Source organism: Mesorhizobium sp. M0159 (assembly GCF_040322295.1).
Lineage (GTDB): Bacteria > Pseudomonadota > Alphaproteobacteria > Rhizobiales > Rhizobiaceae > Mesorhizobium.
The window spans coordinates 22,681-38,664 of record NZ_JAMYTF010000004.1; the positions used below are offsets into that span (position 1 = coordinate 22,681).

The 15,984-nt window shown below is 56.8% G+C and carries 14 protein-coding genes; 8 read left to right on the forward strand and 6 right to left on the reverse strand.

Annotation, left to right across the window (positions count from 1 at the left end):
- Window positions 1-27: 27 nt before the first annotated feature.
- The 3 genes from NKJ32_RS05305 (at window position 28) to NKJ32_RS05315 (ending at window position 2,831) form a co-directional block, all read left to right on the forward strand.
- Window positions 28-1,209 (forward strand): GNAT family N-acetyltransferase, encoded by a 1,182-nt coding sequence (locus tag NKJ32_RS05305; RefSeq protein ID WP_352826962.1) that lies wholly within the window; start codon window positions 28-30, stop codon window positions 1,207-1,209.
- Window positions 1,210-1,298: 89 nt separating this feature from the next.
- Window positions 1,299-1,592 carry a hypothetical protein gene (locus NKJ32_RS05310; protein WP_352826963.1) on the forward strand — a complete coding sequence of 98 codons (294 nt, stop codon included), beginning with the start codon at window positions 1,299-1,301 and terminating at the stop codon, window positions 1,590-1,592.
- A gap of 69 nt (window positions 1,593-1,661) precedes the next feature.
- Complete coding sequence (locus NKJ32_RS05315) at window positions 1,662-2,831, forward strand: FAD-dependent oxidoreductase (RefSeq protein WP_352826964.1); 1,170 nt, start codon at window positions 1,662-1,664, stop codon at window positions 2,829-2,831.
- Window positions 2,832-2,958: 127 nt separating this feature from the next.
- Here NKJ32_RS05315 and NKJ32_RS05320 read toward each other — a convergent pair whose 3' ends face one another.
- Together NKJ32_RS05320 and NKJ32_RS05325 are read right to left on the reverse strand one after the other, a co-directional pair.
- Window positions 2,959-3,231 carry a class I SAM-dependent methyltransferase gene (locus tag NKJ32_RS05320; RefSeq protein ID WP_352827125.1) on the reverse strand — a complete coding sequence of 91 codons (273 nt, stop codon included), beginning with the start codon at window positions 3,229-3,231 and terminating at the stop codon, window positions 2,959-2,961.
- A gap of 465 nt (window positions 3,232-3,696) precedes the next feature.
- Entirely contained in the window at window positions 3,697-5,688 is a 1,992-nt protein-coding gene (locus tag NKJ32_RS05325; RefSeq protein ID WP_352826965.1) for a polysaccharide biosynthesis/export family protein, read from the reverse strand.
- A gap of 1,111 nt (window positions 5,689-6,799) precedes the next feature.
- Here NKJ32_RS05325 and NKJ32_RS05330 point away from each other — a divergent pair.
- On the forward strand, window positions 6,800-7,618 hold the full coding sequence (locus NKJ32_RS05330) for a LuxR C-terminal-related transcriptional regulator (protein ID WP_352623056.1): 819 nt from the start codon (window positions 6,800-6,802) through the stop codon (window positions 7,616-7,618).
- A gap of 336 nt (window positions 7,619-7,954) precedes the next feature.
- Window positions 7,955-8,221, forward strand: coding sequence for a hypothetical protein (locus NKJ32_RS05335; RefSeq protein ID WP_352623057.1), 267 nt, complete (start codon window positions 7,955-7,957; stop codon window positions 8,219-8,221).
- Between the two features lie 114 nt (window positions 8,222-8,335).
- Here the strand turns inward: NKJ32_RS05335 and NKJ32_RS05340 are convergent, their stop codons facing one another.
- The 4 genes from NKJ32_RS05340 to NKJ32_RS05355 all read right to left on the reverse strand — a co-directional run bounded on the left by NKJ32_RS05340 (window position 8,336) and on the right by NKJ32_RS05355 (window position 12,656).
- The gene (locus NKJ32_RS05340; protein WP_352623058.1) at window positions 8,336-9,094 is read right to left on the reverse strand and encodes a LuxR C-terminal-related transcriptional regulator; all 759 of its coding nucleotides are present in this window, start codon (window positions 9,092-9,094) and stop codon (window positions 8,336-8,338) included.
- Between the two features lie 550 nt (window positions 9,095-9,644).
- Window positions 9,645-10,301, reverse strand: coding sequence for a Crp/Fnr family transcriptional regulator (locus tag NKJ32_RS05345; RefSeq protein WP_352623059.1), 657 nt, complete (start codon window positions 10,299-10,301; stop codon window positions 9,645-9,647).
- 329 nt (window positions 10,302-10,630) lie between these two features.
- Window positions 10,631-11,587, reverse strand: a complete 957-nt coding sequence (locus NKJ32_RS05350; protein ID WP_352826967.1) for an FAD-binding oxidoreductase — start codon at window positions 11,585-11,587, stop codon at window positions 10,631-10,633.
- A gap of 211 nt (window positions 11,588-11,798) precedes the next feature.
- Window positions 11,799-12,656, reverse strand: coding sequence for a LysR family transcriptional regulator (locus NKJ32_RS05355; RefSeq protein WP_352826968.1), 858 nt, complete (start codon window positions 12,654-12,656; stop codon window positions 11,799-11,801).
- A gap of 133 nt (window positions 12,657-12,789) precedes the next feature.
- Here NKJ32_RS05355 and NKJ32_RS05360 point away from each other — a divergent pair, with 133 nt between their 5' ends.
- From NKJ32_RS05360 to NKJ32_RS05370, 3 genes are all read left to right on the forward strand, one after another.
- The gene (locus NKJ32_RS05360; RefSeq protein WP_352591395.1) at window positions 12,790-13,872 is read left to right on the forward strand and encodes an amidohydrolase family protein; all 1,083 of its coding nucleotides are present in this window, start codon (window positions 12,790-12,792) and stop codon (window positions 13,870-13,872) included.
- A gap of 11 nt (window positions 13,873-13,883) precedes the next feature.
- Complete coding sequence (locus tag NKJ32_RS05365) at window positions 13,884-14,237, forward strand: Rieske (2Fe-2S) protein (protein WP_352591398.1); 354 nt, start codon at window positions 13,884-13,886, stop codon at window positions 14,235-14,237.
- A 110-nt stretch (window positions 14,238-14,347) separates the two neighbouring features.
- Entirely contained in the window at window positions 14,348-15,955 is a 1,608-nt protein-coding gene (locus NKJ32_RS05370; protein ID WP_352623061.1) for an ABC transporter substrate-binding protein, read from the forward strand.
- Window positions 15,956-15,984: the final 29 nt, after the last annotated feature.

Here is a 15,984-nt window from a genome sequence, read left to right on the forward strand (position 1 = left end):
TAAACCTCTGTTACATAGGCACACCCAATGACGACGACGAATATTGCTCTGCAAATTTTCACCGATATGGACGCGGTGGAAGCTCAATGGAGAACATTAGAGCAGCATGCGGATTGTACCGTATTCCAATTGTTTGATTGGCAGATGGAATGGTATCACCACATCGGCTCCAAAGAGAGACTGATCCCGGTGATCGTGCTGGGTCTCGACGATACCGGCGTGGCGGTTTTTATTCTGCCATTGGCGATCGAACGCCATAGTCTGATCCGCCGGCTGGTCTGGTTTGGATCGGAATTGTGCGATTATAATTCGCCCATTCTGGCGATAAATTTTAGCGATCACGTGAAACCTGGGCGATTCGGCCGCCTGTGGAAAGACATAATTCGGGCGATTCAAGACTATCCTCGACTTCGTTTCGACACTGTTGAATTTTACAATATGCCCAGTGTTGTCGGCTCTCAACCTAATCCCTTTCTCGAGTTGCCGGTCTTGCTGGCTAATTGCGCCGGACATGTCGCAACCCTCCCGGAAGCGAACTGGAATCGGTTTTATGCGTCAAAGTTTTCGAATTCGACGCTGCATACCCACCGGCGCAAGGCCAAAAACCTCGCCAAGCAAGGTGGCGGCGCGATTCGCTTTGTAGACGTGCAAGATCAGACCGAGGTCGAGTGCACCATTGCAAAGCTGATCGAACAAAAACGGAGCAGCTATGCCCGAATGGGTGTTCATGATATGTTCGAACGTCCGGGTTTTCGCGAATTTTATTTGGCGATTGTCGCCAATCCTCGGTTGCGCGAGGTCATCCATGTCACGCGGCTGGATGTGGATGGGATTCCGGTGGCGACGGGTCTGGGTCTCCGGTTCAATTCCAGTTATTCACTGGTGATGTCGAGTTATCTGGAGGAGTTTGCCAAATACAGTCCCGGGCGTCAGCATATTCAGGAAATGATGCAATATGCCATTGGCCGGAAGATTCAGAAATTCGATTTCACGATCGGCGACGAGCCTTATAAGCTTTCGTGGTCCGATATCAATTTGCTTCTGTTTTTCCATTTTGATAGCAGAACTTTGCTCGGTCGTATTTTCGTTGCGGTGCGAATGGCGATCCATTATATAGATACATGGTATGCCAAAACGCCGTTAGTAAAGCCGCCGCTGCGGCAGGTTTTTCGCAAGACAAGACGATCCTTGCATCGCATGTTTCTCTGACTGGACGATCGTGAGTTTGAAATGGTGTGGGATACATCATAGCGCTTCGCGAAAAAGTATGGTATAATGCGGTTTATCTGCGGTAGACGATGATGTATAGTGCAGATATTGGGATTGTAGGAGGCGGTCTGGGGCGGCTCTATCGCCGCCGCGACGCTCGGGCGAGCCGGATTTCGATCGTCCTGATCGACGTGCATCATCCCTGTGCGGAGGATTTTTGCTGCGAGAAAATTGAGGAGAAGCACTTCAAGTTGCTTCGCGAGACTGGCGGGTCGATGGAGGGGATTGCGTCAAAGCTGTTTACCGAACTGTGGATTGCGCGGTTTGGTCGCGTGATAAACGAGCGCGCTAGTTTGGTTTTGCAGCAAAAGACGGAGTCTTGAATTTTCTTCGACACCGTTGGTGCCGTCATGATCGTGCTGTCAATGAAGTGGTGAGCGGAGGAGCGGGAATTGAATAATATTGATGTAGCGGTCCTCGGGGGTGGTACCGCCGGCTCGTTAGTCGCTGCGATGCTTGGCCGGATGGAGATTTCGACCATCCTTGTTGATATCCATCAAGTCTATCCAGTGGAGTTTCGCTGCGAAAAACTCGATGACGATCAAGTCGACTTGCTCAAAAAAACCGGGCTGGCGGATGCCGTATTGGCGGCTGCGACACCGATGACTGAGATATCGGTGGCCCGTCACGGTTATGTCATCGGTAAAAAGCATGGGAAACACGGCGAGCCTTGCGAATATGGGATGGCTTATCAGGATTTGGTAAATGTTATTCGCCGCCAGATTCCAGATAGTGTCCAATTCATCTGCGCTAAAGTGACCAAAATAACGACGAGCTCCGACCGGCAGAAAGTTACCCTGTCAAATGGTGACACATGGTCGACCCGATTGATTGTGGTGGCGACCGGCTTAAACAATGTCGTCCGGGGTGCGATCACGCGATCCGAGATCAGTAAATGCCACTCGATCAGTGTTGGTTTTGATCTCACCTCTAAAGCTGGTTTCAAATTTCAAGCTTTAACGTATTTTGCGGAAAAGCCAGGGCCCATGGGTTATGTGAGCATGTTTCCGATTGGTTCAAGAATGCGCGCCAATGTGTTCGTCTACCATGGTGATATACGCCATCCGTGGTGTCAGGAAGTGCGCACATCGCCGTTATCTGCATTGTATGCGGTAATGCCCCGATTGAAGCGTCTCCTTGGTGATGCTGTCGTGTCAAGCGATATTCAGATTCGACCCGTTGATCTTTACGCCGCGCAGAATCACGAACAGCAACCCGGTCTGGTATTGGCTGGTGACAGTTTTGCTACCAGCGATCCGGCGGCGGGTACCGGTCTCAATAAAGTGCTAACCGACGTTGATCGGTTACGCCATCATATTCCGACATGGTTAGCCACACCCGGAATGGGGGTCGAGAAAATCCGGACATACTACAATGACCCCGTCAAAGTTGCCTGTGATGAATGGTCGCTTGCTGAAGCATCTTACAACCGATCACTGGCGTCCGATACAACGCTTTTATGGCGTATTCGTCGGATGGGCAGGATTGGTCTCGACATGATGGGAATCTCGATCCCACAACTTCGCTTGGCGGCAAGCGCAGTTCGTTGGGGAGCAGGCTGAACTTGGCGGTATCGACAGCGTTGTTGGCAGCAACGAGCTCATTAACGCCCCATGGCCGAACAGCACAGCCTGCTTTCGAGGCCAATCCCCGTAAACGCGCGTGACAGCTCACGATAGCTATATTCCTTCAGGTGGAATCCACATGCAACTTTGTCAAAGTATACCGAATGTCGTGAGGACCCGTGACCGCGTGTGTAGTGATGCAGTAGTAGGCACCGCCAGGTACAAGAACACGGTATAGCTGCGAAAGCTGCCTTACTGCGTCATCGGGGTGGAGGTGCTCCATCAACCGACCACTAAACACAAAATCAAGACTATTATCGGCGAAAGGTAGATGGATACCATCGATCTTGGCAAATTGAAAATTGGCAGGCTTCTCCCAGGTGGCGGCACGCGTCAGTTACGTCGATTGCATCTGATGAGCAATTATTGCACATGCGAAGGCTAAGCTTACAATAACCGCTCCCCAATTCGCCGAAACCCGCGCCTTTCTGGACAAAAAAGCTTGCTGTACACTTTAGCATGGAGGCTGAGCCGAGCGTCTTGATCTGAATTCAGCAGCTGAGTAGCCAGTGCGCAAATTTCGCTCGGGCGTACGCGTCGTGACAAAATTCCGAGATCTTTGACCAATCCCCCTTGATTGGCACCTGCATCCCGTTCGATGTCATCTCACTGCAACCTTTGTCAGTGGTCCGAACTCCTGAGCGGAGGCGGACATGCAAGCGGACAAGCGGAGGCGGACATGCTCGATCATGAATCGGTTCAAGCTGTCGGCGACGGCGAGTGGTCGGTTCGCGCTTCCCACTTCGTGCCGACGAGTTCATCCACGCAGACCAGCCATGCAGACCAATGTCCTTGCCGGGCGTCAATTCGGACCGACCCTCTCCTCCCTCACCACGCGGGCAGGCTCGACATCGTTGGGATTGCACGCTGCCGGCAAGCTCTCGCAGCTCGGCGACACGGTTGGGACCGACGAACCGGCCGGCTCTCTTGGCTCGCTTTCGCCTATGATGATGTTGACGAGGTCGCCTGGCTGTAACAGGGTCATCCCAACGGTCTCGATGCTGACCGGCCCGGCAGCCGATTGCCGCACGATTTGATAAGTTGCGCTGTTTGCGTCCTTCGCAAACTGGGCGCGGGTCACCGGCAACGTGTACAGGACGCCTTCGCTGGCGTTCAACTCGCGCTGATTGGCCGCGATCTGACTCTCCATGGTCTCGATCTCGACCTCCAGATCGATCCTGAGGTCGGCTCTGGTCCGCAACACCTCAGACTCCAGCGAAGCGAGGCGCTGCTTGGCGGCCGCGTACTGGTTGAGGGCGTCCTGCCGGCGCTGTTCCGCGTCGGACAATTCGCCCTGGACTTGATCCATCACGGTCATGCTGACAACTTTGCGGTCCACGAGCGTGCGCATGCTGTTGACGCGCTCCTGGCGCAGCTTGATGAGTTCGTTGAGCGACTCCATGCGCCCATACGCGACAACGTCCTGCTTGGCCGCGTCCAGCGCACGCAGGGTCGCGCGCTCACGATCCTTGCGGGCCGTGGCGACGGCCTTGCGCCGGTCCCTCTGCTCGTTGACGAGTTTGGCAGCTTCGGTCGCGCCGGCCAGCTCCAGCAACTGGCGCGGGATTGTGGGTCTCGTACCGTCGCGCTCGGCCTTCAGCACGGCCGCGCGCGCGAGCAACTTCAACATGGCGTCGATTGCCCCGCTCCGCTTCTGGATCTCGCGTACGGCTTCCATCTTCTGCCACGGCTCGCCCTCGGCCCGGTCCAGTCCGCCTGCTAGCGCGATCGCGTGCAGGACGGTCATGCCGGCCGCGTACTTGAACGAGCCTGAATTCTTGACCGGCCCCAGCACGTAGATGGGCGGGCGTTCCAGCGGCAGGACGTTGACCAGTCCCTCGCGGCCCAGCAGTTGATTGAAGGTTTCCACCAGGTCGGCCTGTACCTGTTGCGTAGACCTGTTGGCGACCGGAATGGAGCCAAGCAAGGGCACGGAAATCGTGCCGTCCTCTTGGATAATATATTCGCCGCTCAGTTCCGGACGCTGCAGGATGCCGCGCAAGGCCGAGGGCGCGCGCCCCCACTTGTCTTCCTCGACCTCGACGCGCTCGTAGAACGCGACCTTGAGGCGATCGCCGACGCCAAACAGGTATCCGGTTGGCACGCTTGGTGCCTTGCTGCGGGTTTTGGGGAGTTCGGCATTGGTTTCGACACTCCGTTCGACTGACGCCACGCCCGCCGCATTCGGTCCTGACGCGATCGCACGGGAGGGTTCGGCCATGGCTTGAACCGGTTGTTCTTGCCAGCCATTGATGACAGCAGATACCTTCTGCATCACGGCTCCCGCGGCTCCGGAGACATCCTCGGCCTTCTGCATCACGGCTCCGGAAACATCGTCGGCCGTCTCCATCATGGCCCCGGAGACATCCTCGACCCTCTGCACAACGGTTGCGGAGACTTCCTCGACCTTCTGCGCCGCGGCTGCGGAGGCAGCCTCGACGTTTTGTACCACGGCTGCGGAGGCCGCCTCGACGTTTTGTACCACGGCTGCGGAGGCAGCCTCGACCTTCTGCGCCACGGCTGCGGAGGCCGCCTCGACATTTTGTATCACGGCTGCGGAGGCATCTTCGACCTTCTGTCTCACGGGCTGCATCACGGGTCGGGAGACTTCCTTGACCTGTGCCACGGCTCTGGAAACAATCTCTAGTGCCCCTAAGTTTTTGGCCGCGGCCCCGCCCAAGGCGGCGACCCCGGAGAGCCCGAAGACAAGCAGGATGGCCTTCAATCCCCTGCGCTGGGCCGCCTGTGACGAGGGAGCGACGGGCTCGCAATTGAATTCTGTATTAACGGCCATGGCGTGTGGCTTTCTGTTTCGATGGTGGCCATCCCGCCCGATGCGTCCGATCCGGTCGAGCAAGGCTCGACCGGATCGTGACCCTTCACCGCCGGCAGCACAACTGTCCCTTTGTGGGCACTCCATTCGGATAAAGGAGAATCTGGGGCAAACTCGTCCAACCGGATTGCTGCGCTCCAGGAGAGCTTCCTCGATGGTGACAGGACAAACGCGATCGAACGAAACGGGGGGCCGGAAACTTGGTTTGCCGACGTGCGTCTCTGTGGCTCCGACATGCATTGGCAGGATAGCTGGGCCGTTTCCCACTATGTTGTCCGGGCCCAGAAGAACGACGCGACGAAGCCGTCAGTCTTGGCAATCCTATCGGGTAATCATAGCGAAACTGGCCGCATCGCGTTTCTTTCGTCGGCTCTCACGTCTGGCTAGAATTCCGGCCCCGACAAAGCAAGATCCCTTGCAGCGTTACCCTAAATCGGCCGCGGCAGGCAACGCGTCCATTGCGGGCCGCAGGGGTGCTGCAAAGGAGCGACTTGGCAGACTTCCCCATTTTTTTAAGCCGAAAAGCATCTGCGCTGTGTGTCAGTGCTGCGTCGCGCGCTTGACTCACACCCAGTTCGCTTCGCCACGGCCGGCCGCGGCACGCATTGCCTCAGCTGCTAAAGCTCGGCGTGTGCGGCGTGTGCTCAGATCAGCGTGCCCGCGTCAGTGTCGGCTTCACCCGGCCCTGCGCGACATCCCCGAGTGGTCGACTGCCGCGGGGCGGCTCGCCTGAGCCCGCCGCTCGCCGCATAAACCGCGACCCTCTCCCGCCAGATCGGAGGCACCACCACGCCCACCGGAAAACAAGCCCTGGCAATCCTCACGGCCGCGCAGTCCTTTGCTACGATGGCCGCCTCCCTGAGCTGCTGAAACCAAGAGCTCGTGCCCTTGACCAAAAGCCCCAGGTTGAAGAATTCGGATACGCCTCGATGATGCTGCCCTACGCCTAAAGATGGTATTTGGGTGTAAGGGTTTCCGAGCGTAACATTAAGAACACAAGAAACTGTGCGGCTGGCGCTTTGGAGCATCCCAATCGACATGTGTATCCCAATCGCGCCGAGCGAGAGCGATGATGACAAGAAAATCTTTCATAACGGTGCTTGTCGAGCCGAGCGAGTTGCTTCGAGAAGCGCTTAGTCGAACCCTGAATGCGGCAAATTTTCGTATTCTTTTCTCCGCGGCGACTGTTCACGATCTTCTGCAGAAGCCGCTACCCCAGCACCGTTCCATCTTGCTCATCATAGATGTCGGCGATACTGACGCGGATGCTGAGTTCGCACAAATTGCAGACTTTAAGGCGATCTACCCGACCAGCCATGTCGTTGCGCTAGCCGATCACTGTCGAACGACCAATATAATCTCAGCTTTTCGTGCCGGGGCTAACGGGTATCTGACAAAGGTCGCTGCTTACGACACGTTCATTAAAGCTCTCGAATTGGTTACGCTAGGGCAAATCGTGTTGCCTACGGAAACTTCGATGGTAATTGAAGATTTCAGACAAGGGTTGAGAAATGATGCTGTAGCTGCTGAGTTACCGAGCGCTGCAGTTAAAGTGGAGATTGAAGGTGAAGAACTAGTGATTTTGTCAAATCGGGAGAAGTCCATTCTGCGTCGCTTGATCGGAGGGGAATCCAACAAAGTCATCGCGCGCGAGATTAATATCGCCGAGGCTACAGTGAAGGTACACGTCAAGGCCATCCTTCGAAAGATTCGGGTTCGCAACCGAACACAGGCCGCAGTTTGGGCAATGAAGCATGGTATGGTTACTCCAGCGTCTGGCGACGGCCCGACGGGGAACGACACGATAGAACCTCAGTCAGCTCACCATCCGCATGACCTGCCTGAAGCACAAAACGGATACCTCTTTCTCGATGATGATCATCCAATATGACCTGCGATAGATCTTCGTTCGGGCTGGCGCATCCATGTGCCAGACTTCGTTGCCGATCAACAAGGCATAGGGCTCAAATCGTTCCCGGGCTGGGCGAAGGAGCGCGGTGGAGACCGCACGCATCATGCGGACGGCGCCGATGTGACCACGACCCGGCCCTTTGTATTGGCGGCGGTCGTCTCAGATCCGGTTTCGTTACGCGTTGTCGCCTGTACTCAATAGCGTCGATTGCCGAATTAGATCGCCTCAAACGGCTCGAACTCACTGCGTGATTTGATAACAAATTGCAAAGCTCACGGATTTTATTGCCATTTTGAATCTGAGGAATTCATCAAAATGGGCGAAGCGAAGACTGTTTCTGGATTGTCATTCAGCGAAGTCCGGATCGGAACGGTTGAAGGCGGAGAATCCGGGGTGCTGGTGTGGAAACGCGACCAATTGGTGGCGGTCCTTACCCAAATCGACGAGGAAGCATATTCCACGAAAGGCAAATGGTTCCTCGAAACGGGATTCGGGCTGCTGAGCGGTCAGCACAAGAATTTCGATACGATCGAGGAGGCCATAGGATGGGTAGGAAGCCACACCTTCCCCGAGCCTGCTTAGACAGCCGATTAGCCGCCGATTCCGCCCTTCGACTTTCACAATACATGTTTGATAGGGCGAATAGCCGAACATGGCCACAGGATTCACCCAAGGTGGGCAGTGTTATGCTTGGGCTCACTCTTCAGGCAGAGTTCCTTCTGAGAGAAGATCGTTGACCTTGCAGGCGACTTCCGTGCGGTTGGTCGCCTTTAGCTTCTTCATGATATTGCGGATGTGGACCTTCACCGTGCTTTCGCGCAAATTCAGTTCGTAGGCGATGATCTTGTTCGCCTTGCCGCGCCGGAGCGCTAGCGCAACCTCGGCCTGCCTAAGCGTGAAAATGCCCGCCAAAGGCTCCGTGTCGCGGCGGCCCGACTCTATCAGGTGCCGCATAGCAAGGACACTGCTCGCCGGCACGAAGATGCCTCCCGCTGCCGCGAGGTTGATTGCCTCGACACAGACATCGATTCCAACAGAGGTCGGAATGTAGCCGCGTGCACCGCATTCGAGAGCGGTCAGTATCTGGGCAAGGTCTTCTGTCTCGGCCAGGACGACCACAGGGACCGATTTGAACTCGGATGAAATGTGCCTGATCTCGTCAGCGAGGCCATAATCTGTAACCTTCCGACTGCCAAGGTTGAAGAGTATGGCTGCAAGGGGAGGGGCAGAGCTCTTTCCGACGCGCCATTCCTCGACGGAACGCCACGCGGTGACATCCATACCGAGTTCGTGGTCCACGAGAGCCGATGCGAGACACTCGCGGTCTAGTGCCCTTCCGTCCAGAATGAGGAGGCATTCCCTGCCTGTCTGCCCGCGGACGGTTTCCGTTCCACCGGACGGGACTCCGGATCGATTTGCCGAAGTGTAATTGTGCAGTCCTGCTGTGGAGCCCATATCAATACCCGCTCTTCCACACAAGCCGCCTTGCGCCGGCCGATATGGTTTCCGCATTCTCTGGCATTGAAAAACTTGGTATTGCGCCTTGTGAAACGTCGAGGCTCGATTACTCCATTTGCGTCCTGTTTAGTTCCCGACCCAGCAGACACCCAACTTGGGTAAGTGTAGGGTTTATTTATAAGCAGTCTCTAACATAGGTTGCTTTTTTCATAATTTTCAGGGAACCGACGCCAACCCGGACCAAAAGGGCTGCAATCCGCCTGAAGACGCATGCACAGGACCACTTGGCCATCTCACCTAGCAGGCAGCCGAATGTTGATCGGCTGGTACCTGCGGCGATTCCCGTGGTAGACCAGAACTCCTGAAGGTGCCGTTGACATGGTTAGCGCACAGCGCTGATAGCCATGGCTCAACAATTTAGCTTGAGCCCCACCCCAGGATCTGCCGCAGTAAAAGGGGCTCCGCGCATATTTCAGCAACACACCGGCCTCGGTGCGACAGGCCGAGTTGCCGCCCGTCATGATAATCTCTTCAAGAGAGATAGCCGCTACCTGAGATACTCGCTGTCGAATCCGGCTGTTTCGACCAGCTTCTTGCGATTGATCACCTCTACATGGCCTGACTTGAAAGAGACGAGATCGGCCTTGCGGAGCTCCCTTAACGTTCGGTTGACGTGAACCGTGGTCATGCCGAGTATGTCGGCCAGTTCATGCTGGGCAAGAGGACACTCATACCTTCCATGCGCCGACAGCCCAACCCTGGAGAGCCTCACCTCCAACTCTAGCAGGAAGTGGGCGGTACGCCTCATCGCGTTCCGCCGCCCGGTATTCATGAGATGTTCGGCAAGGATGGCGTTCAGGCGCGCCAGGGAGCAGGCGATCTTCTTCCCGATTCGGCCTTCCGACAGGATGGCCTCGACCAGTTCCTTACTGGAAATTTCATAAACAGCTAGTTCGGTTATGGACGCCAGCGACGCAAGACGGGGTCCGTCCAAGCCACGGAAACCGACGACATCCCCCTTGAGGGGAGTGTCTATGATCTGCCGCTCTCCGTCCGGCAGTGCCTGATAAAGTATGCCCCAGCCCGATTTTACAATGAATATCTCACTGTTGTCGTCCTCCTGGCGGCATATCACCGAATGGGGTTTATAGATTTTTGCGGTAACACCGAGAAAATTGTTGTTTCCCCACTCATTCTTCGACAACGTCCCCCCTATGGGATGAGAGCACATGAACTGCAATAGTGTCTGCATGGAGGATCGCAAGTTTGCTTCCGTTTCCGCAAGACTGACAATAGTATCCCCCGTATAGAATCGACAGAACGACCTCTTACCCTAACGGCGGGTTGGCCTACTGTCCTCGTCTGTTTGAATGAGGTAACTGCCTCTAACTTAGAGTGTTCGGGGGCGGTCAAGTCTCCGGGTAAGGCCGGACAACATGCTCCGAAATGCCAATCACTTGCGGCGCAGCAGTGCGGCTTGATTGTGCAACGCAAAGGCTGATCCGATTTGTCCCGCGATGCGGTATGTGACAATTAGAGATCAAGCAAAACGTCGCCTTGCGGCCGGCTGCAGCACGCCAGGACGTAGCCTGCCGATTTGTCCTCCAAGGTCAGCCCGCCTACGTCATCCATGACGACTTCGCCGGACAGCTTGGCGATCCGACAGGTCCCGCAAACTCCCTGCTGGCAAGCGGTCGGGACGTAGACGCCACATTGGCGCGCCGCTTCGAGCAAGGTCTCTCCGGGCGCGCAGTCATGCGCAATGCCAGACCTGACGAAGTGGACCGAAGACGAAACCTTTGAAGCCGGTACCGAACGCGAACTGTTGCCGCCTCCGAAGCTCTCCTCATGATACTGTGAACGGGCGAGGCCGATTGCCTCCAGGCAGCCGCGTGCCGTCTTCATGTAGGATTCCGGCCCACAGGCGAAAATGGTGCGGCTATGGAGATCGGGAACCAGGTTCAGGAGCATTTGACTGCCAATGCGTCCAGTTGGACCCCTCCATGCCGCGTCTTCCTGACTGCAAATGCAAGTCACTTTAACATTGGGAAAGCGAGCGGCAAGTGCGTCCAGTTCAAGCCGAAAGATGATGTCTTCCGGCGTTCTCGCACTGTGAATGAAGCGGATATCCTGGTCGGCTGCGCGGTCGGTAAATGCGCGCAGCATCGACATGACGGGAGTTATCCCGCTGCCACCTGAAAGGAAGAGGGACTTTGCATGCGGCAGATCGTCGAGATTGAACGAGCCGAGCGGCCCTTCGATCTCGATCCCGTCGCCCGGCATCAAATTGTCATGCAGCCAATTCGAAACGAGCCCGGCCGGCGTCCGTTTGACGGTGATCTGTAGGTCGAGCGGTCGCGTCGGCGGTGACGAAACGGAGTAGGAGCGCGTCACCGCGGCACCGTTGATCCTAAGGTGCACCAGAACATACTGGCCAGCGCTGAAGCAGAACATCCGATCTGAAGTGGGTGTGAGAACGAATGTTTTCACATCGTGCGTTTCGTCGATCACGCGCCGGCAGAGCACAGGCTGCGGTGTTGTCTGTGCCCAATGCCGGTGACGCTTTGTTGGGGCGAAGCCGGAGGCTGCAAAGGCCGCGTATGCATTCATCAGTCAACTCGGGTTTGAAGTCGAGCCAAGATGCCACGTCAAACCCCGCTGAACAGCCGCGCAATCCTGCCTTTATGATCGGTAATTTCGATTAGACTTCCAGTGACATTACAGCAACCTGGAGAGCTCGGATGCCTTTGCGAATAATTGGTTCATGTTTGCGGCGCGCGAGTATCGCGGTGTGGACTGGCTGGTGCAGCGTCGGCGCTCCCTCGACGAGAAACGATGGGAGCTCGGCCGTGAACCGGCGCGCATCGTCGCTACGCATATAGCAGGTGCCGCCCGTTCGTCGGAGCATGATCTCCGCCAGAGTTTCCGATCCCGTCGAAAGCCGACAGATCGCCAACTCGGCCAGCAGCTCTGCGTGCGTCTTTTCCAGCACGGCGGTGTAGCCCGGGCGAATGTAGGTTTCAGGGTCGACGTCGGACAGCGTTCTGGCAGCCGTCGAAACCATCACATATTCCTCGACCATCAGATGCTCGTAGGCGATCTCAGGCAGGTAACGAGGCGCATAAAGCACGGCGATATCAAGATTTCCCATGCTTAGGTCGCTGACCATCTGGTTCGAATAATCCGACTCGACATGGATCGAGGATGTGGGAAGCGCCTGGCACAGTGTCTCGACCCATCCCGGCAGGACCGAACGGGTCATGCCTACTTGAGCGGCGATGCGCAAGGTGCCCTCGAAACGGTTGAACGCTCGCACGTCGTGGCGAGCTTGCGACCACGTCGACAGCAGGGATCTGGCGTACGCTTCGAACCGCCGCCCTGCGGCTGTCGGCTCAGCACCGGCACGCCCGCGCTGAAAGAGCTCCGACCCGATCGCACTCTCCAGATTCTTGATGCGGGTGCTGATCGTCGACTGGGTCAATCCCAACCGATCGGCGGTGCGATTGAAGTTTCGCGACTCGATAATGTCGAGAAAGGTTTCGATGTGATCTAGCTGCACATGACCTCCGATCGAAAAAGTCGATCATATTGGGCCGGATCATAAGCTTGATCAAACAATACTCAAGGCGGAAGCTGCACACGGTGAAATCGGCCGGCAGATCGACCAGGCTGAAGCTACGGAGCTGAGCAACGTGTTCATAGTCGACTGCGATTGTCACAATTACTGGTCAAGCGCGACCGTATTGGAGCCTTATCTTTCCGGCCTATGGAAGGACATGTTCGTCGAAGGCGAGAAGACAGGTCCCGTTGGCGCCTTCCCGCATGGCCATCGTCCCTGGTTTCATCCGCAGGACTTCTCCCGCAAGGACGTCCGTCCGAAAACAGAAGCCGACAACTATCTCATCATGAAGGAAAAACACCTCGACAAGTACAAGGTCGATGTGGCGATCCTGACCGGCGACGAGCCGATCGAGGCTTCCACCCTCGCCAATCCCTATTATGCCAGCGCCCTCGTCAGCGCCTACAATGACTATCAGATCGACCACTGGCTGCCGAAGGACGATCGCTTCATGGGCTCGATCATCGTCGCGCCACAGGATCCGAAGCTCGCGGCCGCCGAGATACGCCGTCTGGGCAATCACCCGCGCATGGTTCAGGTTCTCGCTTCGCAAGGCTCCGTCAAGCCCTATGGCGATCCGTTTTACCATCCAATTTATGAGGCTTGCGCCGAGGTGGGGCTGCCCTTTGCCATTCATCTGGGCGGCCATGGCGGCGTGAATTCGACCGCGATTGCTCCGGCCCCGACGACATTCTTCTGGGAGACCCATGCCATCCTGCACATGTCGGCGATTTCACATGTCGCAAGCATGATTGCGCATGGCGTCTTCGAGAAATGGCCGGATCTCTACTTCGTAGTCATCGAGTGCGGCGTCGCCTGGGTGCCGTCGGTATTATGGCGCCTGGACGCCGATTACAAAGCTCTACGCAAAGAGACGCCATGGCTGAAGATGCTGCCGTCCGAATACTGCCGGCGCAACATCCGCTTTTCCACGCAGCCGCTGGAGCAGCCCGCAAATATTCAGCATCTCTGGTCCACTCTCGAGGCGATGGACGGCGAAAATACGCTGATGTTTGCCTCCGATTATCCGCATTGGGATTACGACGACGCCAACACGCTGCAAATCCCTCCCGCCTGGAAGAGCAAGATCATGGGGCTGAATGCGTTGGAGGTCTACAAACGCATCCCCCGCGCGCAAGCGGCGAATGCCGCCTGAGGAAGCAGACGATGCCTGAGAAGACATATATTTGCCGTGTCGACGAGATCGAAACCGGATCTCCCTTCATCACCAAGATCCGCAGCCTTTCGGTCGGGGTTTTCCGCATCGGAGATTCATTCCACGCGCTGCTGAATGTTTGTCCGCACCGCGGCGCTCCGCTTTGCGAGGGGCCGCAATGCGGAACAACTGCACCGGTCGAAGGGGCGCAATTCATCTATCACCGCGAAAACGAGATCGTGCGCTGCGCCTGGCATGGCTGGGAATTCGACATCAAATCAGGCGCGGCCCTGGTCGATCCGTCCGTTCGCGCGCGCACATTTCCAGTCACCGTCGAGGCGGGCAGCATCTATGTGACAGCCTGATCGAGGTGCGGATTTGAGCGGTCAGAAGAAAGGGATCGCGGCTGACGAGCAGATTTCTTCACAGGTGCTTGACGAACAATAACGCGGAAAATCCGCAATGGGAGAGTCAAATGTCAGAATCTGAATACAAGCTTGGTATCGCTCAAAGCCAGACTGGCCGCGGCAAGATTTCCCGTCGCGACTTCATTCATCTTGGGCTGGCCGCTGGGCTGACGCTTACCGCTGCGGACAAGCTCTTCGTCAGCACGGCCCGGGCCGAACCGCTGCAGGGCGGCTTCGCCAAGCTCGGCATGGCACATGGGGCAACAACGGATTCGATCGATCCGGCCGGCTACCCGGACACATTCACACAAACCGTGTTCTCGGGCTCGATGTCCAACAGCCTCACCGAGGTCGACGCCAAAGGCAACGTCCAGCCGGACCTTGCCGAGAGCTTTGAATCGTCGGATGGCGCCAAAACCTGGGTCTTCAAGCTGCGCAAGGGCGCAACCTTCCACAACGGCAAGAATGTGACGGCGGACGACGTCGTGACTTCGCTGCGCTACCATATGGGCGACGAAACCAAATCGGCGGCGAAGCCGCTGCTTGAACCGGTCGCCAGCATCAAGGCGGACGGCCCGGAGACGGTTGTCTTCACGTTGAAGAGCGGCAATGCCGACTTCCCCTACATCATGAGTGACTACCATCTGGTCATCATGCCGGCCAAGGACGGCAAGGCGGATTGGGGATCGGGCGTTCGCACCGGTGCTTTCGTGCTTGAGAACTTCCAGCCCGGAGTTTCGGCCAAGCTCAAGCGCAATCCGAACTACTTCAAAAATGGCAAACCCTATCTCGACGAGGTGGAGTTCATCGCCATCACCGATCTCGCCGCTCGCATGGCCGCGTTATCGACAGGGGAGGTGGACTATATTGGCCGCGCCGACCTCAAGACCCTCGGCATGTTGAAACGCAATCCCAAGGTGGAGATCGTCGAGGTCACCGGCTATGGCCACTATACCTTGCCGATGAATGTCACGATGGCGCCGTTCGACAATCCGGACGTCCGAATGGCTTTGAAATGGGCGATCAACCGTCAGGAGATCGTCGACAAGATCTTTCTCGGCCACGCCACCGTGGCCAACGACAACCCGATCGCGCCGGCAATCAAATTCGCCACGAATCCGCAGCCGCAACACAGTTTCGATCCGGAGAAAGCCAAGCATTATCTGAAAAAGGCCGGAATGGAAAAGCTGAAGGTTGACCTGTCGGTCGCCGATGCCGCCTTTGCAGGCGCGGTGGACGCGGCTGCGCTCATCCGCGAGACGGCAGCCCAGTGCGGAATCGACGTAAACGTCGTGCGTGAGGCCGAGGACGCCTATTGGGACAATGTCTGGCTCAAGAAACCTTGGTGCGCTTCCTATTGGAGCGGTCGCGCGACGGCCGACTGGATGTTCACACAAGCCTTCGCCGCAGACTCCAGCTGGAACGAGTCGTTCTGGAAAAATCCCCGCTTCAACGAGTTGCTTGTCCAAGCGCGCGCCGAGACGGACGAGGCCAAGCGGGCGGCAATGTATGCCGAGATGCAGCAACTGACCCATGATGATGGCGGCAGCATCGTACTGGTCTTCAATAATTTCGTCAGCGCCAAATCCAATAAGCTCGCACATGGCGAGGTGGCGCCGAATTGGGAGAATGATGGATTGAAGATGGCCGAACGCTGGTGGATCGCCACTGCGTGAGAGTGCGGGCCGGACCCGCGATGGCTACT